Here is an 18,843-nt window from a genome sequence, read left to right on the forward strand (position 1 = left end):
CATGGATTGGCACTGTTGTCAGGGAGAAAGTCATTTTTGAAGACTTCCGATAAATTCACCCGGTGTGATGTCATTTAAAGATGCAGGTGTTTTCACCAAATTATATTCCCTGCACAAGTGGATAAACTCCATGGCTCCATAGCTCGATATACGTGATATTCAGGTGAGTTCCATAATACCAACGCTTGAATACGGCCATTCTAATAGCCTACGCTGAAAAAGTTCCGCAAAAGAAATTAATGCCAGTACTGTGTCTTTTATGCCCATCCCGGCAACGTTTTGATGTTTAGTGACCCATGAGATCATACACAGACAACAGACGGGCATCATGAAGCGATCCTGACGCTAATGATTGAGATTGACGCATTGACAAGGCGCGTTGCTGACTGACGTAAGACACTGAGCAGGCAGCAGGAAAGTCATTATTTTATTTAAGGATATACGTATCTTAGCCTAAGCGGAGATGCTAATTTAGTAACGGAAATCACCGTACTATCCATGGAGGTTTACTGTGAGTGTATATGTTTTTTATTACAACGAATCGGGTGCAAGAGTCTTTACTAAAGATAGTGTGAATGAGGAGGCAAAATCGCTTCTCAAACGAAAGGGTTACAAAAAACATCATTTTGAGGTCGACGCTGACAGCGCTAAGGATGCTATCGCGATGATGAAACAAAATAATGATGAATACCTTAAGGAATTAAAAGATTATTCTGACAGCCTGCTTTTTGTTGGCCTGGCTGGGATGGCATCAGTTCTTTAAAAATATGTCAGTGCAACAGCAGAAAGGGGCCTGTGTAAGTTGACGTGGAAGCACAGGCTTTTACCGTCGCAACGACGTCGGTAGGTGTTGTCGCGCTTCACGATGCAGCCGGTCTGGATAGAGGGGCAGACGATAAATATCCTTTAAGGACGCACCGTTATCTTTCGGCGCGCCCGGATATCTGATAAGCAGGGATCCAATGACGCCATCATTGGATAAACTACAAATAGGAGCAATATGATGGACAATTGGCAGTTGCTCTTTGCGAGATTGCGCCTGTCCGGATACCTTATTTTTGATTAAAAATAAGCCTCAATGTTGATGCAATTGCGATGATACTACCGACAACCATAACAATCGCAATAAACCTTCTGTGGTGCGAAAAGAGATCCATCATCCCATTGACCAGAAAGAGTGACATAAATCCTATACTTATCCAGCGAATATGATTTTTATTCAACGCGTCCACCTTTGTTGGCAGGCTAATATCTCTACCATCTTATCTCAATGCGATGTATACATTTTCAACAAATCATCAACGCCAAAAAGTAATAAGACAGGTCGTCGTGGTCTGCGACAAGACAGGAGCGCAAGCTGATATGCAATATGGTTAATGGGCGCTAAAGCCCACCCGAAACGACGCTTTACACCTTTTAACCTCAGGCGCATCTCGTGTATCACGAAAATGCGCTGCCTCACGTAAAAGCCTGCCACTTTCGGCTATTCTTTCTCTATCAAATAGTCCAAAGGAGCATTCAGATGAGTCAGCGCGGAGTCGTCCTTCATCATGAACACCGGATTGGTTATGTCATCATTCGCGATGAATTCGGTAATCACACCGTCGTAAAACTGCTAACAGGAAGCGATATCGAAAGAGGTGATATCATTGTTGGTTTCCTGCATGGTGAAGGCGACCAAACCTTTCATAACGAAACCCAGGATGTCTCGCTGGATGTTCATATTCAGGGGCATGGATTATCCGAAGATGCAACAATCCAGATGATTCAAAAAGCCCACTGAGTTACGCGTTATCGTGTGATCCGGGTGGCGACTTGTCAGAAAACATTTGGCTGACGGGATAGCGACGCATTTTGCCATGCAGGGCTGTCGCGTCAGCCATTCTGGATATTTACAATGAATGATGTAAATAAGACCCCCGTCGATGGGCCTGGTCACAGCGCAAGTGTTGTGATTACTGGCGTCCTGTCAATAAATCCGACCGCATTTTAACGAATCCATAAAGTGAACATCTGGCGTTAGCGAGTGCTTTCAGGAAATAATTTATCGACGAAGAGAAGAGTATTTGATGATACGAAGCCTGCTAATGATTATTTAAAATATAATTATATGGCCGGGGCATTATTTTCAACTAAAGAAAAAGGACAGTTTCGACATCAAAACTGTCCTGGAATGCGGTAAAGAATGTTTAATCGTATTTCCTTCACATGAGTACTTTATAACTTTCCTAAGCGAAATTTACCAACACATTTTTTTCTCGTTGTGGATTGAGAAAATTGATGATCGGGTTATTAATGTCGGGCTTTATTGGTTAAAGCTTAAACGCCCTCAGCAGGAGAGGGCGCTTAAGCATAAATTACGAACCATACTGATGTTGATCGTTGTTAATCCGTCCTAACACGCGATAGGGCTTACAGTCCGCAAGCCAGGCTTTAATCTCTTCTGGCGGGATCGGTCTTGAAAAATAATAACCTTGTGCCTCATCACAGCCAAACTCGGTTAGCATTTGCGCCGTCTCATGATCTTCAACCCCCTCAGCCAGTACCACGTAATGGAGTTCTTTAAGCATCATAATGACGTTACGAGCAATAATACGGCTGCCGGTGTCAGTTGTTATCTGACTGACCAGCGAGCGATCCAGTTTGATTACATCAATGGGAATACGACGCAGGTAACTGATATTACTGTAACCGGCACCAAAATCGTCAAGCAGGATCTGGAAGCCGAGCAATTTCAGACGATCAAGTTCTTCAAGCGCGGCTTCACTCTCCAGAACTTTTTCTGTCTCCAGACACTCAATGCGAATATCAGCCGGATACAAGCCCGCATTGAGAACATTATTTTCCAGTTCATCCGCGAAGCCGGGACGAGAAAAATCACTCACTGTCACGTTAATCGAAACAGGGAGGGTAATACCCTGGCTACGCCAGGATTTCAGTTGCGCGATGACGGTTTTGATGACCCATTGGGTAATTTCCGACATCAGGCTGGTTTTTTCTGCCAGCGAAACAATGGTTGCCGGAGAAATATTGCCAAGCTGTGGATGTCGCCAGCGCAGCAGCGCTTCCACCCCTTCTGTTTTGCCAGAGCGCAACGATACCTTCGGTTGAAAAACCAGATAAAGCTGACTGGTTGATTTAATCGCCTCACTTAAGTCATACAAGAGTTTGAAGTCTTTATTTCTTTTGTGATCAAGGATGGGATTAAATTGCAGGACCGGAATATTCTGGCGGATTGATTCGTGCAGGGCGCTGATCGCCTGACGCACAATTTCATGGGCATCATCTTCCCGTGGCGAGAACTTGACGTAGCCGGTATGGATAGTGAGCGTAATATCAATGTTTTGCGCCATTTGCGCCCGCGTCCCTGGCAGCGTTTCTGCGCGTTTAACGAGCGTTAAGGCTTGTTCAATCTCAACCAATACCGCAAAACGGGCGGGGGCGAAAGAGTATAAAAGAACATTCTCTTTTAACCGCAGACGCAGACGCAACAGCGGGATAAAGCTGCGCAGCATATTATCCACAGCATGCAATCCCAGATAGCGGATTAGCTCGTAGGCACGCGGCATATCAATACAGGCTTTGTTGAATAAATCGAACTTTTGCTGAGTTGAAGGATCAGATCACGCATCTTCCCGACAACGCAGACCGTTCCGTGGCAAAGCAAAAGTTCAAAATCACCAACTGGCCCACCTACAATAAAGCCCTCATCAACCGTGGCTCCATAACTTTCTGGCTGGATGATGAAGCTATTCAGGCCTGGTATGAGTCAGCAACACCTTCTTCACGAGGCAGACCTCAGCGCTATTCTGACCTTGCCATCACGACTGTGCTGGTCATTAAACGCGTGTTCAGGTTGACCCTGCGGGCTGCACAGGGTTTTATTGATTCCATTTTTACACTGATGAATGTTCCGTTGCGCTGCCCGGATTACACCAGTGTCAGCAAGCGCGCAAAGTCGGTTAATGTCAGTTTCAAAACGTTCACCCGGGGTGAAATCGCGCATCTGGTGATTGATTCCACCGGGCTGAAGGTCTTTGGTGAAGGCGAATGGAAAGTCAAAAAACACGGCAAAGAACGCCGTCGTATATGGCGAAAGTTGCATCTAGCCGTTGACAGCAACACACATGAAATCATCTGTGCAGACCTGTCGCTGAACAATGTGACGGACTCAGAAGCCTTCCCGGGTCTTATCCGGCAGACTCACAGAAAAATCAGGGCAGCATCGGCAGACGGCGCTTACGACACCCGGCTCTGTCACGATGAACTGCGGCGTAAGAAAATCAGCGCGCTTATCCCTCCCCGAAAAGGTGCGGGTTACTGGCCCGGTGAATATGCAGACCGTAACCGTGCAGTGGCTAATCAGCGAATGACCGGGAGTAATGCGCGGTGGAAATGGACAACAGATTACAACCGTCGCTCGATAGCGGAAACGGCAATGTACCGGGTAAAACAGCTGTTCGGGGGGTCACTGACGCTGCGTGACTACGATGGTCAGGTTGCGGAGGCTATGGCCCTGGTACGAGCGCTGAACAAAATGACGAAAGCAGGTATGCCTGAAAGCGTGCGTATTGCCTGAAAACACAACCCGCTACGGGGGAGACTTACCCGAAATCTGATTTATTCAACAAAGCCATCAATACAGTCAAATATCACCAGACCATAGGTTTTGGGGTCTTTTTCCAGCGTTTTTTGTTCCATTTCGCGCAGCAAAAACTGGCGATTGGGAAGCCCCGTGAGCGTGTCGACTCGACCAATAGAATAGCGTGCTTCGAGGTAGACTGCGGAAAGCTCTGCGATGCGGTTAAAACTGTCTATTTGTTGCTGCGTCGGGGTGAAAATACTGGAACTACTGACACAAAGCGTGCCAAGAACCATCCCTTCTTGCGTCATCATCGGCGCAGAAGCATAAAACAGAATATCGCCGTTTTGCACCAGTGGTTGATGGGAAAAACGGGAATCCAGCCGGGCATCAGGGCAGACAACAGTCTGCCCGCTGTCGCGCGAATACTGGCACATTGTTTTTTCTATCGGGACTTTAAAATGTTCTAGCGGTACATTTTTAACATATTTGATATATTGGTAATCGTCATCAAATACGGTAATAAAGCAGCCTTCGACATTCATCACCTCGCAAGCAAGGCAGGCATACTCTGTCAGGGCTGCGTCGCGGGTTTTATCCTCTTTACGCAATAATTCCAGCGCCGCCAGCCGTTTGCTTTCGCTTCTTTTAAGTCCCGTGAACATTGCGAGCTCCTGCTCAGATAAATGAGGCTGTTAGGTTATGCTCTGTCGACAACATCACTGGCCAGGATGACATCTCTTATGACTGTTAAATTTAGCCCACCGTCTACCACCAGCCGAGTTGAGTACCAGCGACGGCAACAACAGCCACAATGAGCATAATGATTGTTGACTTTCTCACGAACTAGCTCCTGAGCTGGCAGCCTTTGCCAGCGATGCAGATAATAATTAAATAGAAGAAAATAAGATAATTCTCAAGCAAAAAAACGCCCTAAAGTGAATTAATTGAGCCGTAAAAACGGCTGTTTGTTTTTTCCGTTTTTATCCTGATACATAGCGCGATCGGCGAAGCGCAATGCGCTGTCAGCATCCATAGTATCAGGATTAATTTCGACCACACCGATACTGGCTCCGGGATAAAATATATTGACGGAACCCAGTCGATATTCTCCAGTGAGACATTTGTGCAAATTTTGCTTAAGGGAGGATAATCTTTCAATCTGTGTTTGCTCGCGTGGACCGCCTGGGCAGGCAATTAAAAATTCATCACCGCCAAGCCGCCCTACAACATCATCTTTATCGCAACCATCCAGAAGACGACGCCCAATCTGAATAAGGAATTGATCGCCTGATTCATGGCCAAGCTCATCATTAATTTTTTTAAAGTTATCGAGATCAATAAACGCAATAATAATCTGAATATCAAGGTTCCTGGCAAGAGAAAATAGCGTTGTCAGATTATCAAAGATCGCCCGACGATTAGGCAGGCCGGTCAGCGGATCGGTATAAGAGTGGGCGATGAGTGCCGCGTTCGCTTCTCGCAGTTGTTCCACCAGGTGGTCTTTTTCGATGGAACGCGCTATCAGCCCGGCGAAAAGACGTAAAACGTGTTCACCGCGAACGCTCAACTTACGCGTGTCCGTACTGGCGGCACATAGCGTTCCATAAAGCGAACCATCCGCCAGATGCACAGGCATGCTTAAATAACTGGTGATCCCAATTTTTTGTGCCGCTTCGCAATCTGCCCACTGCGTTGCCACGTCATCGCTAAAAAAACAACCCTCATCCAGCGCGCGCTTGCACAGGCTGTCACCCCACGGCAGAGAAAAACCTTCTGGAAGATCAAGCTGTTTGCTGTTTCGCGCATACTGGATATGCTGAAAACCACCATCATCGTCAATTTTGGTAAGGTACGTCGATTCCATTTCAGTGACCATTTCCAGCATTTCAAGGAGCTGTCGTACCAGGCTTTCAAGGGATTGATTTTTATGGAGTGTTTCGGAAACTCGGGCCAAAATGAAATCGGACATTACGCTCATTAACTCCTGTGCACTGCGCGTTGTATGCACGTGATGCTGGAAATATAGACTCACCATATTAAAGCATGGCTTAAATAAGTTTTATATATCGGCAGCGTCAAACGGGCGGTTCAGGAGGTTGCGTAAAAAAAAGCCCCGTTGATGAGACGGGGCAAAAACTCATTGATTACGGAATGATGTTCTCTGGTCATGGGTGAGAACGAGGCAAATATATCTGCAAAAAGTGGCATAAGGATGGAGAAATCATGGAGATGTCAGGCGTAACGCATTAAGCTAAATTTCTGGCTTATTATTTCAATATGGATAATTTGATGCGTAATATTTTCTTCTTTTTCATTTGTGCATTAACGGCATGCTCCACGCCACCGGGTACGACTCGTCAACCCGTAGCAGGAAAAGCCAATCCGGCGGCGGTGCATTGTCTGCAGGTAGGTGGGCAACGCGTGCCTGTGCAAAGCCCCCAGGGGGTGCGTACAGAATGCAAATTGCCAGGCGGTGAAGTGATCGATGAATGGGAACTGTGGCGACGCGATCACCCTCAATCTCGCTCGTGACACGCTACCTGCATCAGGGTAAACTTGGTTAAGAATAATCTTATTTTCCATGATGCATGTGTACGCGAGAGAATTATGTTTCAGTTACGACCGGGTAGCCTGGCGATGGTCATTGGCGCGCAAACGCCTGCCGGGCGTTGTAATATTGGTAAATCTGTAGAGTTATTTGGTCTTTGCCAGCCAGGCGAGATGTTTCTGAACCCGGTCAATGGCGTGATGACGCGCATGCCGCAAAGCGCGAATCGTGCGTTGTGGCTGGTGACGGGTGATGTGCGGTCTTTCGATGGGCAACAAGGTTTCGCCTTTGTTCGTGCCGAACACCTGATGCCTCTCGACCCGGACAGCCTGCCTGAACACCATCGCGAGCAGGTGATTTCCTGATCTATAGCGATTCCAGCCATTCTGCCAGCACCAGCGCATGATTTTGCCTGGTGTCTTTGGCAGCATAGAGCAGGGTGAGAACACCGCTTTGACGCTTCGCATTAAGCGTTTGTCCGGCCTCTCGCTTATCCGCAAGTTCCGCAAGGTACGCTTCCCGAAACGCGGCGAAATCCAGTACATCGGCGTGAAAGGCTTTACGTAAGTCGCCCGATGGGGCCAAATCCTTACACCACTCGTCATAGTTCAGGTCGGTTTTTTTAACGCCGCGCGGCCACAGCCGATCGACCAGAACCCGATAGCCATCCTGTCCGGAGGCTCGATCATAGACGCGTTTACATTGAATCATCTGTCCGTTCCCTCTCTTCGATAAAGGCGACGAGTTCCGCGATCTGCTGGTGGGAAAACACGCGAATGCCGTGTGCCTCCAGCAGCGCGGCAGCGACACCCATTCCTGGACGTTGAACGCCGCTAAAGGTCCCGTCGTAAATCTGCTGGCTACCACAAGTGGGGCTGCCGTCGGTCAGTAGAGCCGCGCAACAGCCTTCTGACTGTGCGGTTTTTAGGGCCAGCCAGGCGGCGAGCTGATAGTGCGCGGTGACATCCTGGCCGCTATCTTCAACAATCTGTGCTGCGCCGCCCATCACATCCCGGCCGTTGCCAGCGCGTATTTCTGCGGGTGAACGTGGAACCGGGAGCCCTGCCGCCAGCTCCGGGCAATGGATCACCAGACGCTGTTCCTGCTGTAAGTAGGCCAGCGTTTGCTGCAATGACCCTTTTTTAGTGCCGTTATAGCGAACGTTGAACCCCATCAGGCAGGCGCTGACCAAAATTTTACTGCGCATTTTTTCTCCAGCTTCGACGCATCTGTTGCCTTAAACGCTGTTTTTGTCGGAATACGGCAAAATGTGCCCTGCCATTTTTAATGTGTTGTGATGTAGACGAAAGATCGCTAATGTGAGGTTCCTTATGTTATTCGTTAATTGCTCTGACATAGGGACCCCTTCATGACCCATATTCCCGTTAAAGATACCCTGCGAATTGCCCTCGTTGGTGATTACAATCACGACGTTGTCGCACACCAGGCCATTCCGCTGGCGATCGACGATGCCGCCGCCGTTCTTGAGATTACCGCAGATTACGACTGGCTGGCGACCTCCGAGATTAAAAGTCGCGATGACCTCGTTGGCTATGATGCAATCTGGGTCGTGCCGGCAAGTCCGTATAAAAATCCCGAAGGGGCCTTTATTGCCATTCAGTATGCGCGGGAAAACGCGATACCGTTTCTTGGCACCTGCGGCGGTTTCCAGCATGCCATTATTGAATATGCCCGCAACGTAATGGGTGTGGGTGATGCCGCCCATCAGGAAACCGACAGCGCTGGCAGGATGGTGATTGTTCCGCTGAGCTGCTCGTTGGTTGAGCAGGTGGCGGAAGTTGAATTGCGCCCGAATACGCTGATTGCCCGTGCTTATGGGCGGGAGAAAATCAGTGAAGGCTATCACTGTAACTACGGTATCTCGCCTGATTTTGCTGCCGAGCTGGAGAAAAGCGATATGCGGGTCACTGCCTGGGATGAAGATGGCGAAATTCGTGCGGTTGAGCTGACCAGCCATCCATTCTTTGTCGCCACCCTTTTCCAGCATGAGCGTAATGCCCTTGCCGGACGCCCGGTTCCGCTGGTGCAGGCGATGCTGAAAGCCGCGAAAGATTGAGTCAATGAAAACAGGCCGCACAGGCCTGTTTTATTATGTCGCCATTTCGCGATCGCGGCCGGCACAGGCCCCAAACAGTGCCATCATCACGGACAATATCGCGCAGGCGATAAGCGGGATTTGCCAGGAACCGCTGGCATCGTGGATTTTCCCCATCAGCGGGGGGCCGCAAGCCGCCAGCAGATAACCTACCGACTGTGCCATTCCTGATAGCGCAGCGGCCTGATGCGCGGAGCGGGCACGCAGGCCAATAAAGGTCAGCCCAAGGATCATAGTGCCACCCGATCCAAAGCCAAACACTAGCGTCCAGACAACGGCCTGACCTGACCAGAGCCAAAAACCGGCGGCACTCACTGCGCACAGCAGGGCAAAGAGTACGGCCAGCGCACGCTGGTCGCGCAAGCGGTGCAGAATGAGCGGAACCAGAATACCCGGCGCCGCCGTGGCGAGCTGGAGCAGGCCGTGCAGAGAACCCGCACCGGACTCGCTATAGCCATGGCTGATCAGAATTGCGGGTAACCAGCCAATCACCACGTAATAAATCAGCGAGTTAATCCCTAAAAAGAGTGTTACCTGCCAGGCCAGCGCTGAACGCCAGATCCCCCGACTTTGCGCCAGCGGGCTGCCTGATAAGCTGGCGGGCTTTGCGAAACGCAACTGTGGTAGCCACAGCAGCATTGCAATGAGCGGGAAGACCATAAGCATCAGCAACGCGCCGTGCCAGCCTGCGCCTATCAGCGCAATCGGGACAACCAGTGCAGAACCGAGTGCCGCCGCAGCGCCCATGGTCAGCGAATACGCGCCGGTCAGTTTGGCGATCTGGCCTGCATAATCCCGTTTAATGATCCCCGGTAGCAGCACATTCCCCATCGCGATGCCGCTACCGATAATGGTGGTGCCAATAAAAAGCAGCGCCGGTGCGGGCAGAGAACGTATGGCGATGCCTGCACATATCAGCAGCATGGCGGCAAAAAGGCTACGCTCCATACCCAGGCGCCGGGCAATGCCTGCCGCCAGGGGAGAAACAAGCGCAAAGGCCAGCAGCGGCAGGGTGGTGAGCATCCCGGTCTGCGCGGTGGTTAAGCCATAATCATTACGAATGAAATCAAGCAGTGGTGCGGCCCCGGTAAAGGTGACACGCAGAGTGGTAGCAATCATCAGGATCCCCGCCATAAGCAGTGCCCCTTGTTTGCCCCGTGAGGAAATCGTCGTGGTCATTGTATTCTCAGGATAAATAGCAGAACCCTACCATACCTGTTTTTCACGCTGATATAATCAAGCTAAAATGACAATTTATCGCTAAATTCGGACAATATGATGCAGCACGGTCTTGGCCTGGATGGTTTTAATCCTGACAGTCAGCAAGAGGCGGCCCTGGCGTTTAGTATTACCGTCGAGGCCGATGAACAACGGATCCCGCAGCATCGTCACCGTAAAGGGCAGCTCATTCTGGCCCTGAGTGGGGCGATCACCAGTGAGGTGGAAAACGCCCGCTGGATGGTGCCGCCTCATCACGCTGTGTGGATACCGGGGCTTATTGCTCACAGTAATCTCGCGACGCCGGGGGCGAAGCTGTGCTTTTTGTTTATTGAACCTGAGCGGGTCGATATGCCAGCGCAGTGCTGCACGCTGAAAATCTCCCCACTGGTGCGCGAACTGATCCTGACACTTTCTGCGCGAAGCCATCGCGAACGCCAGCAACCGGCAACTCAGCGTCTGGTGCAGGTTTTGTTTGATGAACTGCCCCGTCAGCCGCAAATGCAACTGCAACTTCCCGTTTCCCCGCACAGTAAAATTCGCCAAATGGTCGAAACCATGGAGCAGGCACCGGCCCGCTGGCAGACGCTGGCGCAATGGGCGCAGGAGTTTGCCATGAGCGAGCGCAACCTGGCACGGCTGGTGGTGAAGGAGACGGGATTGAGTTTTCGCCGCTGGCGGCATCAGATGTTGTTGATTCTTTCCCTGCGCTTGTTGATAAGCGGCGAGTCGGTACAAAATGTCGCCCAGGCGCTGGGTTATGATTCCACCACCGCATTTATTACGATGTTTAAAAAAGGGTTAGGGCAAACTCCCGGACGTTATCTTGCGTCGCTTGGCAATACATAATTATTTTCTGCTGCCAATTCCCTTTATGATGTGTGGTTTATGGCTGTTTTCATGGTTGGCTGGCTTGTGATAAGTGATTCATATGGCGCTGCTGTTTTTAATAACTTTTTTAGATAATAAATGCACTTTTTGATATTTGTCTGATGATTACGGTTATGTGACTTTAGCCCTGAAATTTTACTAATAACAGGGCGTAAGGATTAGCATGGCAACCACATCTTCTAAAAAAATCGGTGCGCTTACCGCACTGGCATTGCTTTCAACTTTCTCATTTGCCGCTCACGCAGACAAACTGGCCGATATTAAAGCCGCAGGTGTGGTCAAAGTGGCGACCTTTGACGCGAACCCGCCGTTTGGCGCCATCGACCCGCAGAGCCACGAAATTGTCGGCTATGACGTGGATTTCGCCAAAGCGCTCGCGAAAAGCCTCGGCGTGAAGCTGGAGCTGGTAGCTACCAACCCGGCAAACCGTATTCCGTTGCTGCAGTCCGGTAAAGTGGATCTGATTGTTGCTGATATCACCATTACCCCGGAACGTGCACAGGTTATTGATTTCTCCACGCCGTATTTCGTGACCGGCCAGCAGTTCCTGGTACCTGCCAGCGCGTCCGACAAACTGGATAGTTACAGCAAAGCGCGTATCGGTGCGGTAAAAGGCACCACTGGCGAGCAGGCGCTGCATCAGCGTTTCCCTCAGTCCCGCGTGCTGGCCTATGACGATATCCCACTGGCGCTGACCGCGCTGCGTAACGGCAACGTGCAGGCGATCACGCAGGACAGCACCATCCTGGCGGGCCTGCTGGCGGAAGCGCCGGATAAAGCCAAATTCAAAATCCTGCCAGACTTGCTTTCTAAAGAGGAGATTGGCGTGGGTGTGACCAAAGGCGAAGCCGCGCTGCTCAAAGCGGTGAATGATGAACTGGTGAAACTGGAGCAGAGCGGTGAAGCCGCAAAAATCTACGACGTCTGGTTTGGTCCGCAAACCAAAGCCCCGGCTCCACGCAGTTTTAAAATAGAAGCGAAGTAATATGTTGGCAGGTCTCTTTTCTACCTCCGTGGCGCAAGCCCCGGAGGCTTTTCCCGTGCAAAAAGGAACGGTGGAGTTTCGCCAGGCCAGCAAAAGCTATGGCGACCACCGCGTGTTGAACGCGATTGATTTGCAGGTTGCGGCAGGGGAAGTCATTGCCGTATGCGGCCCTTCCGGTTCTGGCAAATCGACGCTGATCCGTCTTATCAATCAACTGGAAACCCTGACCAGCGGCGAGATTCTGGTGGACGGCAAACCCACCAGCCAGCTTAAGGGGCGCGAATTGCGCAACCTGCGCCGTCAGGTCGGTTTCGTGTTCCAGCAATTTAACCTCTATGCGCATCTGAACGCGCTGGAAAATATCACCCTGGCGTTAACCCGCATTCATGGCAAGTCGGCAGCAGACGCGAAAAAAATCGCTCTGGATCTCCTGGAACGTGTTGGGTTGAGCGACAAAGCCAGCCACTACCCGGCGCAACTTTCCGGCGGCCAGCAACAGCGGGTGGCCATCGCCCGCACCCTGGCGGCAGGGCCGCATATCATCCTGTTTGATGAACCGACATCGGCGCTCGACCCGGAGATGATTGGCGAAGTTTTGCAGGTGATGAAATCGCTGGCCCACAGCGGGATCACCTTGATCGTGGTGACCCACGAGATGCAATTTGCCCGCGAAATTGCTGACCGGGTGATATTTATCGACGGCGGGGCAATCCTCGAACAGGCCGCACCGGAGGCGTTTTTCACCGCGCCGCAGCATCCGCGCGCCCGGCGCTTCCTGCAAAAAGTGCTCAATCCGCTCCATGCTGACGGCAAGGAGCTGTAATGGGGATTCATCTCGACTGGGCGGGCGTCTTTACCGGCCAACCCGCGCAATGGCTCACGTCTGGCTTTCTGACAACCATCTGGGTCACGGTGGTGGGGATTATCCTTGCGACCGCCATGACGGTGTTTCTGCTGGCCCTGCGTCTGGCAGGCGGTAAGGTGGGGCGAGCGGTAGTGGCGGGATGGGTTTCGCTGTTTCGCAATACGCCGTTACTGGTGCAACTGCTGTTCTGGTATTTCGCTGCCTGGAACGTGTTGCCGCTGGCATTTCGTCAGTACGTCAACGATGACCACGCCTTTAGTATTTTGCCGGGAGATGTCTGGTGGTTTACCCCGGAATTTCTCTCTTCGGCGTGGGCGCTTGGGTTATTCACGGCGGCATTTCTGGTTGAAGAGATTCAGGCCGGGCTGCATGCCGTGCCGCGTGGGCAAATTGAAGCGGCAAAATCGCAGGGCTTTAGCGATCTGGCGCTGTTTCGCTGGGTGCTTCTGCCGCAGGGGCTGGAGAACGCCTGGCAGCCGGTGGTGGGGCAGTATCTGAACCTGATGAAACTCTCATCGCTGGCGACCGGCATCGGTTTTGCGGAGCTCACCTATCAGACCCGGCAGATTGAAAGCTTTAACGCCCACGCGTTGGAAGCCTTTACGGTGGGAAGTGTGCTGTATCTGGCGCTGGGGCTGGTCATGAGCCTGCTGTTTAACCTGCCGCGCGGATGGCGGGAAATGGTCCGCAAGGAGGCACACCGTGATCGATAATCTTACCGTGATTACCGATAACCTCGGTTATCTGTTGCTGGGACGCGCCGCACAGGGTGAACCGGGCGGCGTGCTGTTATCGGTACTGATGACCCTGGGGGCGGCGGTGCTGGCATTCCCCGGCGGCGTGTTGCTCGCCTGCTGCGCGTGGCGTTTTGCAGGCTGGCCGCGCAAACTGCTCTTTCTGTGGGCAGAGTTGATTCGTGGGATCCCGCTGATTTTTGTCATCTTCTGGCTGTGGTTTTTGCTGCCGTGGCTCACTGGCGCTGACTTGCCGGGGGCGGTTACCGTCACCCTGGCGCTGGCGTGGTTTACCTCGGCGTCGGTCATGTACTCGACGCTGGCGGCGCTTAACGCATTACCGAAGGGGCAATATGAGGCGGCGATAAGCGGTGGGTTTGGCAGCCTGGACATTCTGCGCCTGGTGCTGCTGCCACAGGCGTTACGTAATGCCATTCCGTCTTACATGGGGTTGCTTATTGCTCTGCTGAAAGACACCTCTCTGGCCTTTATCGTCAATGTGCCGGAGCTGACCACGGTGGCCGGGCAGGTGAATAACCGGGTACAGGTTTACCCGGCGGCCCTGTTTATCTTCACCGGTCTGGTCTATTACCTGCTGTGTACTTTACTGGAGCTTGGGGTTAAACGCTGGCAGAGGCGGCATTTACTGCCGACCAATTAACAGCGAAACCAGACCTGCCGCAATCAGTGGCCCTACCGGCACGCCCCGGAACAGGGCCACACCCAGTACGGTGCCCACCAGAAGGCCGGCGACCAGCGAGGGCTGCGCGCTCATCAGTGTCACCCCACGGCCTCCCAGCCAGGAGACAAAAACCCCTACAGCGATGGCTATCAGCGATTTCCAGTTCAGAAAAGAGCTAATCAGCGTTGATGGTGGCAATGATCCGCTAGCGATGGGCGCCATAACGCCAATGGTCAGAATGACAATACCGAGCGTCAACCCCTGCTTTTCGACCCAAGGAAAGTAAGCATTGAGCGGCGTGATACGAATAATGATCAACACCATAACGGCAACGGCGACGGTGGTGTTGTGGCTAAAAAAGCTCAGTGCCACAAGGCCAATAAGGATAAAGAGAGTGGTATCAAACATGGAGAGTGTTTCGTTCCTTGCCAATGAAAAAATAAGCCTGCTTACATTACCTTACGCGGATGCGCATTGTTAAGCAGGCTTTTTATAACGAAACACACGTTTTCAGGCGTTTGCTTTAAACAGCGGACAAAATAACGGCCGCGTTGCTCCCTTCACGCATAAAGACCGGGATCGTCTCCAGCCCGGCATTGACGGTAATTCGCTGCTGGCCCTGATAGCGCTCGCCATTCAGATCCACCCAGCCATGATGGCCAGGCAACCAGACTTCACGTTGGCGTTGCCCCGCGTGCAGAACAGGCGCCACCAGAATATCCTCGCCAAACAGATACTGGTCTTCCACCTGCCAGCTTTGTGGCTCATCCGGGTAGTGCCAGAACAACGGGCGCATCAGCGGATCGCCATACTGGTGGGCATTAGCGAACAGCGAATCCACATAGGGGCGCAGTTTTTCACGCACGGACAGCCAGCGCTGCATGATGGCATAGTTCTCTTCGCCGTAGCTCCACAGCTCATTAGGCGAACCACTGTTGCATTGCGGGATGCCGTTACGGTAGCTTTCCGGCGGCTGGATTTGCGGTTCACGGTAGCCGTGCATACGCAGGACCGGGCAAAAAACCGCCCACTGGAACCATCGGATCAACAGTTCGTGGAAAGCCGGGTCGTTAACATTTCCGCCCTGGAAACCGCCAATATCGGTCGTCCACCAGGGGATGCCCGCCAGCCCCATATTTAATCCGGCGGCGAGCTGGTTACGAAATGCATGGAACGATGAATGCACATCGCCGGACCAGGCCAGCACACCAAAACGCTGGCTACCCGCCCAGGAGCAGCGTACAAGGTTAACGATATCGCGCTCACCGCAGGCTTGCAGACCCTCATAAAAACCCTGGGCGAAATCGCGCGGATATTGATTCCCCACCTCCAGTACAGGCCCGGCGTGGTAGCGGTAGTTGTCAAAATCGTAGGCGCGATACTCCGGTTCGGCTTCATCCAGCCAGAACAACTTAATGCCCAAATCGTAATAGTTTTTCTTCACTGTCTCCCAGACAAATTCACGCGCCTGGGGGTGGGTGGCGTCAAAAAAGGTGGTGTTGCCCATAAAATCGAGATTAACCTGCACGCCGCGATCGCTGGTGACCAGTAAACCTTTGGCTTTCATCACCGGAAAGAGTGGGCTGCGCGCTTCCACCGTTGGCCAGACGGAAACCATCAGCTCAATGCCCATCGATTTCAGCTCGTCGACCATCGCCTTCGGATCTGGCCAGTCGATGGGATCAAAACACCAGGTGCCCTGATTCGGCCAGTGGAAGAAATCGATGACCATCACCGAGAGCGGCAGATGACGACGGCGGTACTCACGGGCGACCTCCAGTACCTCCTGCTGGGTGCGATAGCGCAGTTTGCATTGCCATAAGCCGCTGGTGAATGCCGGGGCAGGCGGCGGCGTTCCGGTGGCTTTGGCGTACTGACGGGTAAGCTGCTGGATACTGTCTGCGGCGGTGATCCAGTAATCCATCTCCTGAGTGACGCGAGCAAGCCAGGTGGTCTGGTTTTTAGCGAAGTTGGCTTCACCAATCGCCGGGTTGTTCCATAACAGACCATAGCCGAGGCTCGACTGCATAAAAGGGACGCTGGCCTGTGAATTGCGCTGCGCCAGCTCCAGCGCACAGCCTTTCAGATCCAGCCATGGCTGCTGATATTGCCCCATGCCGTAAACACGTTCATCCGGGCGCGATTCAAAACGGACGGTCAACTGATACTTGCCGCCGGGCAGCGGTTTAAATTCACGGCCATCGAGTTTCAGGGCGCTGATATATTTGTCCTGGCTTTTTTCACTGGCACCAATACCGACGGTTGAACGTTGCCGCCACATCTCCTCAAGCAATAATTCGCCACGCTGGTTGTAAAACGCCAGTTGGCCTTTCAGATTAAGCACCGCGGTGATGTTACCGTTGCGCAGCGTTAGCTGTTCCGCGCCCGCGGTTATCTGTGGCTGACAGGTCTGCGGTGGCAACAGGGCGTGCAGATTGTCGCTAAAGGCCGGGGCGCAGGTGGCACGCACGCGCAGGCTGTGCTCTCCCCAGGCTTCAACGCGCAGGATCTGACGCTCAAAGCGCCATTCAATACTGTCCGGGTGTTGGATAAGTTCGCTCATGAATAACAGGTCCTTTTTACGAAAGACTATGACGGGCAAGATTGATAGATTTCATAGTGTTATCATCGAGTTTGTACCAGCGCAGGGTGGCAAAAGCGGCCAGCGACAGCAACCCCGGCACCACGGTGAAGAGGGCAACAATGCAGTACATTGCAACCGATGTCTGTTCTGGCGCATTGGCGACATAGCCGCTCAGCCCTAACGTCCAGCCGACAATGGCGCCGCTGATGGCCATGCCGAGTTTGAGCACGGCGAGAAAGGTTGAGAAAATCACGCCGTCCATGCGTTTACCCTGCAACCATTCCCCGTAGTCGGCGACATCCGCCATCATGACCCACATCAGCGTGGTGGTGGCCTGGTAGAGGGTAGATACCACGAAAGTCAATGGCACCAGCACGTATATTGATTTCGGCGCGAAGAAGAGGGCGATGCTCAGTACACCGGCGAGGACAGCACAGTAACCGAACATTTGTACTTTACTAAAGTTGCGGGTCAGGCGTTTTGCCAGCGCGCTGCCTGCTGCTTTACCCAGAATATGTGCGCCCAGCATCCACATAAAATAGCTGGCGCTGCCCAAATAATAGGTGACGAAGTACATCATCGCGCCAAGGCGAATAACCCCAAAACCGATGTTGGTAATAACCAGCACAGAGACCACGCGCCACTGATCGTTTCGTAATAAATCGCGTAATTCACCGAGATAATTATTGTGGGTTGCAGGCGCTTTAATTCGTTCGCGGGTATTAGCAAAGCAGATCCAGAACATGACGACAGCGGCACTGGCCATTATCGCCATTGCCCAGCGATAGCCGGATAATTTATCGTCACCACCGAGATATTGCGCCAGCGGCATCATAAAGAATGTCGACATTGCACCGCCAAGGGTGGCTAAAAAGAAGCGATACGATTGCAGTGAAATACGATCTTCGTTATTGGGAGTAATGACCGCACCCATTGAACAGTAAGGAATATTAATCGCCGTATACATCAACATCATAAAAGTATAGGTAATCGTTGCGAACACCATTTTACCGGTCAGGGTTAATGATTCAGGCACGGCGTAGGTTAGCAGGCAACTGATGCCAAAGGGCAAGGCCAGCCACAGCATCCACGGGCGGAATTTACCCCAGCGTGAATTTGTCCGGTCGGCAAGATAACCCATTGCCGGGTCAATAATGGCATCGGCGGTACGGGCAAGCAGAAACATTGTGCCAACAAACGCGGCGGGTAATCCAACAACGTCGGTATAATAAAACGTCAGAAATATAATGACATTATCCAACCCGACATGGCTGGCCATATCACCGAGTCCATAACTGATTTTCTCTTTACGGGTGATCGTTAAATTCATTGTATTCACCTGGGTTTGTAAGGTTATTTCAGAAGTACGCTACAGAATAAGGGTGTTGCAAGATTGTATTTATAACAATTGCGAGATTTGTCATCGGAATTATGTAAACTGCTTTTCGTGATACCGGTAACAATTTGGTGGGCATGCAATGAAAAACGTTATTTGGCGCTACGTTTATAACGTATTGGTAAGCAGAAGGTAGGAATCGTTTCAGCATCAGGAAATTCATTTGAATAACCCAAAACTGTCATCGAATTGTCACCCGGTAACATTATGAATAAGGAAACCGGGCTAAAAAGAGGCAG

At 51.8% G+C, this 18,843-nt stretch carries 21 protein-coding genes; 11 read left to right on the top strand and 10 right to left on the bottom strand.

The genetic code is table 11. The features are described 5' to 3' along the window. Window positions 1-511 precede the first annotated feature (511 nt). Both ACS0RQ_RS10955 and ACS0RQ_RS10960 read left to right on the top strand, forming a co-directional pair. On the top strand, window positions 512-763 hold the full coding sequence (locus ACS0RQ_RS10955) for a hypothetical protein (RefSeq protein WP_271849037.1): 252 nt from the start codon (window positions 512-514) through the stop codon (window positions 761-763). A 759-nt stretch (window positions 764-1,522) separates the two neighbouring features. Next, on the top strand, window positions 1,523-1,783 hold the full coding sequence (locus ACS0RQ_RS10960; RefSeq protein WP_271849036.1) for a hypothetical protein: 261 nt from the start codon (window positions 1,523-1,525) through the stop codon (window positions 1,781-1,783). Between the two features lie 574 nt (window positions 1,784-2,357). On the opposite strand, the gene ACS0RQ_RS10965 is transcribed toward ACS0RQ_RS10960, so the two are convergent. Next, window positions 2,358-3,569, bottom strand: coding sequence for an EAL domain-containing protein (locus tag ACS0RQ_RS10965; RefSeq protein ID WP_334633839.1), 1,212 nt, complete (start codon window positions 3,567-3,569; stop codon window positions 2,358-2,360). 41 nt (window positions 3,570-3,610) lie between these two features. Here ACS0RQ_RS10965 and ACS0RQ_RS10970 point away from each other — a divergent pair, with 41 nt between their 5' ends. Next, window positions 3,611-4,579: an IS5 family transposase gene (locus ACS0RQ_RS10970; RefSeq protein ID WP_023279773.1), complete on the top strand. Its 969-nt coding sequence runs from the start codon at window positions 3,611-3,613 to the stop codon at window positions 4,577-4,579. 41 nt (window positions 4,580-4,620) lie between these two features. Here the strand turns inward: ACS0RQ_RS10970 and ACS0RQ_RS10975 are convergent, their stop codons facing one another. The 3 genes from ACS0RQ_RS10975 to ACS0RQ_RS10985 form a co-directional block, all read right to left on the bottom strand. Then, the gene (locus ACS0RQ_RS10975; RefSeq protein WP_334633090.1) at window positions 4,621-5,247 is read right to left on the bottom strand and encodes a sensor domain-containing diguanylate cyclase; all 627 of its coding nucleotides are present in this window, start codon (window positions 5,245-5,247) and stop codon (window positions 4,621-4,623) included. Window positions 5,248-5,350: 103 nt separating this feature from the next. Continuing rightward, a complete protein-coding gene (locus tag ACS0RQ_RS10980; RefSeq protein WP_071845982.1) occupies window positions 5,351-5,404 on the bottom strand; it encodes a hypothetical protein in 54 nt (17 codons plus the stop codon). 121 nt (window positions 5,405-5,525) lie between these two features. Next, entirely contained in the window at window positions 5,526-6,554 is a 1,029-nt protein-coding gene (locus ACS0RQ_RS10985) for a sensor domain-containing diguanylate cyclase (protein WP_271849034.1), read from the bottom strand. Between the two features lie 320 nt (window positions 6,555-6,874). On the opposite strand from ACS0RQ_RS10985, the gene ACS0RQ_RS10990 reads away from it, so the two are divergent. Continuing rightward, window positions 6,875-7,117 carry a putative hemolysin gene (locus tag ACS0RQ_RS10990; RefSeq protein WP_271849033.1) on the top strand — a complete coding sequence of 81 codons (243 nt, stop codon included), beginning with the start codon at window positions 6,875-6,877 and terminating at the stop codon, window positions 7,115-7,117. A 75-nt stretch (window positions 7,118-7,192) separates the two neighbouring features. Next, window positions 7,193-7,498, top strand: a complete 306-nt coding sequence (locus ACS0RQ_RS10995) for a hypothetical protein (protein WP_041851679.1) — start codon at window positions 7,193-7,195, stop codon at window positions 7,496-7,498. 1 nt (window position 7,499) lies between these two features. Here the strand turns inward: ACS0RQ_RS10995 and ACS0RQ_RS11000 are convergent, their stop codons facing one another. Then, window positions 7,500-7,844 (bottom strand): DUF488 domain-containing protein, encoded by a 345-nt coding sequence (locus ACS0RQ_RS11000; RefSeq protein WP_271849032.1) that lies wholly within the window; start codon window positions 7,842-7,844, stop codon window positions 7,500-7,502. Further along, on the bottom strand, window positions 7,831-8,340 hold the full coding sequence (locus ACS0RQ_RS11005) for a 2-thiouracil desulfurase family protein (RefSeq protein WP_334633087.1): 510 nt from the start codon (window positions 8,338-8,340) through the stop codon (window positions 7,831-7,833). Before ACS0RQ_RS11005 ends, ACS0RQ_RS11000 begins: the two co-directional genes overlap by 14 nt. A gap of 162 nt (window positions 8,341-8,502) precedes the next feature. Between ACS0RQ_RS11005 and ACS0RQ_RS11010 the strand changes: the two genes are divergently transcribed. Next, a complete protein-coding gene (locus ACS0RQ_RS11010; RefSeq protein WP_271849030.1) occupies window positions 8,503-9,210 on the top strand; it encodes a CTP synthase C-terminal region-related (seleno)protein in 708 nt (235 codons plus the stop codon). Window positions 9,211-9,243: 33 nt separating this feature from the next. Here ACS0RQ_RS11010 and ACS0RQ_RS11015 read toward each other — a convergent pair whose 3' ends face one another. After that, window positions 9,244-10,428: a CynX/NimT family MFS transporter gene (locus tag ACS0RQ_RS11015; RefSeq protein ID WP_271849029.1), complete on the bottom strand. Its 1,185-nt coding sequence runs from the start codon at window positions 10,426-10,428 to the stop codon at window positions 9,244-9,246. A 99-nt stretch (window positions 10,429-10,527) separates the two neighbouring features. Here ACS0RQ_RS11015 and ACS0RQ_RS11020 point away from each other — a divergent pair, with 99 nt between their 5' ends. The 5 genes from ACS0RQ_RS11020 to ACS0RQ_RS11040 all read left to right on the top strand — a co-directional run bounded on the left by ACS0RQ_RS11020 (window position 10,528) and on the right by ACS0RQ_RS11040 (window position 14,603). Then, window positions 10,528-11,316, top strand: a complete 789-nt coding sequence (locus ACS0RQ_RS11020; RefSeq protein ID WP_271849138.1) for an AraC family transcriptional regulator — start codon at window positions 10,528-10,530, stop codon at window positions 11,314-11,316. Window positions 11,317-11,521: 205 nt separating this feature from the next. Then, window positions 11,522-12,343, top strand: a complete 822-nt coding sequence (locus ACS0RQ_RS11025) for an ABC transporter substrate-binding protein (protein WP_271849028.1) — start codon at window positions 11,522-11,524, stop codon at window positions 12,341-12,343. Window position 12,344: 1 nt separating this feature from the next. After that, entirely contained in the window at window positions 12,345-13,166 is an 822-nt protein-coding gene (locus tag ACS0RQ_RS11030) for an amino acid ABC transporter ATP-binding protein (protein ID WP_271849027.1), read from the top strand. After that, the gene (locus tag ACS0RQ_RS11035; protein WP_271849026.1) at window positions 13,166-13,921 is read left to right on the top strand and encodes an amino acid ABC transporter permease; all 756 of its coding nucleotides are present in this window, start codon (window positions 13,166-13,168) and stop codon (window positions 13,919-13,921) included. The genes ACS0RQ_RS11030 and ACS0RQ_RS11035 overlap by 1 nt, the downstream gene beginning before the upstream one ends. Next, window positions 13,911-14,603, top strand: a complete 693-nt coding sequence (locus ACS0RQ_RS11040; RefSeq protein ID WP_271849025.1) for an amino acid ABC transporter permease — start codon at window positions 13,911-13,913, stop codon at window positions 14,601-14,603. The genes ACS0RQ_RS11035 and ACS0RQ_RS11040 overlap by 11 nt, the downstream gene beginning before the upstream one ends. Here ACS0RQ_RS11040 and ACS0RQ_RS11045 read toward each other — a convergent pair. The 3 genes from ACS0RQ_RS11045 to ACS0RQ_RS11055 form a co-directional block, all read right to left on the bottom strand. Continuing rightward, on the bottom strand, window positions 14,586-15,032 hold the full coding sequence (locus tag ACS0RQ_RS11045) for a DUF441 domain-containing protein (RefSeq protein ID WP_041851670.1): 447 nt from the start codon (window positions 15,030-15,032) through the stop codon (window positions 14,586-14,588). The two genes, ACS0RQ_RS11040 and ACS0RQ_RS11045, sit on opposite strands and share 18 nt — an antisense overlap. A gap of 115 nt (window positions 15,033-15,147) precedes the next feature. After that, complete coding sequence (locus tag ACS0RQ_RS11050; RefSeq protein WP_271849024.1) at window positions 15,148-17,187, bottom strand: glycoside hydrolase family 31 protein; 2,040 nt, start codon at window positions 17,185-17,187, stop codon at window positions 15,148-15,150. A 16-nt stretch (window positions 17,188-17,203) separates the two neighbouring features. Further along, window positions 17,204-18,538 carry a glycoside-pentoside-hexuronide (GPH):cation symporter gene (locus ACS0RQ_RS11055; RefSeq protein WP_071195411.1) on the bottom strand — a complete coding sequence of 445 codons (1,335 nt, stop codon included), beginning with the start codon at window positions 18,536-18,538 and terminating at the stop codon, window positions 17,204-17,206. Between the last annotated feature and the right edge of the window lie 305 nt (window positions 18,539-18,843).

Origin of the sequence: Phytobacter diazotrophicus, from assembly GCF_052061655.1 — a bacterium.
Lineage (GTDB): Bacteria > Pseudomonadota > Gammaproteobacteria > Enterobacterales > Enterobacteriaceae > Phytobacter > Phytobacter diazotrophicus.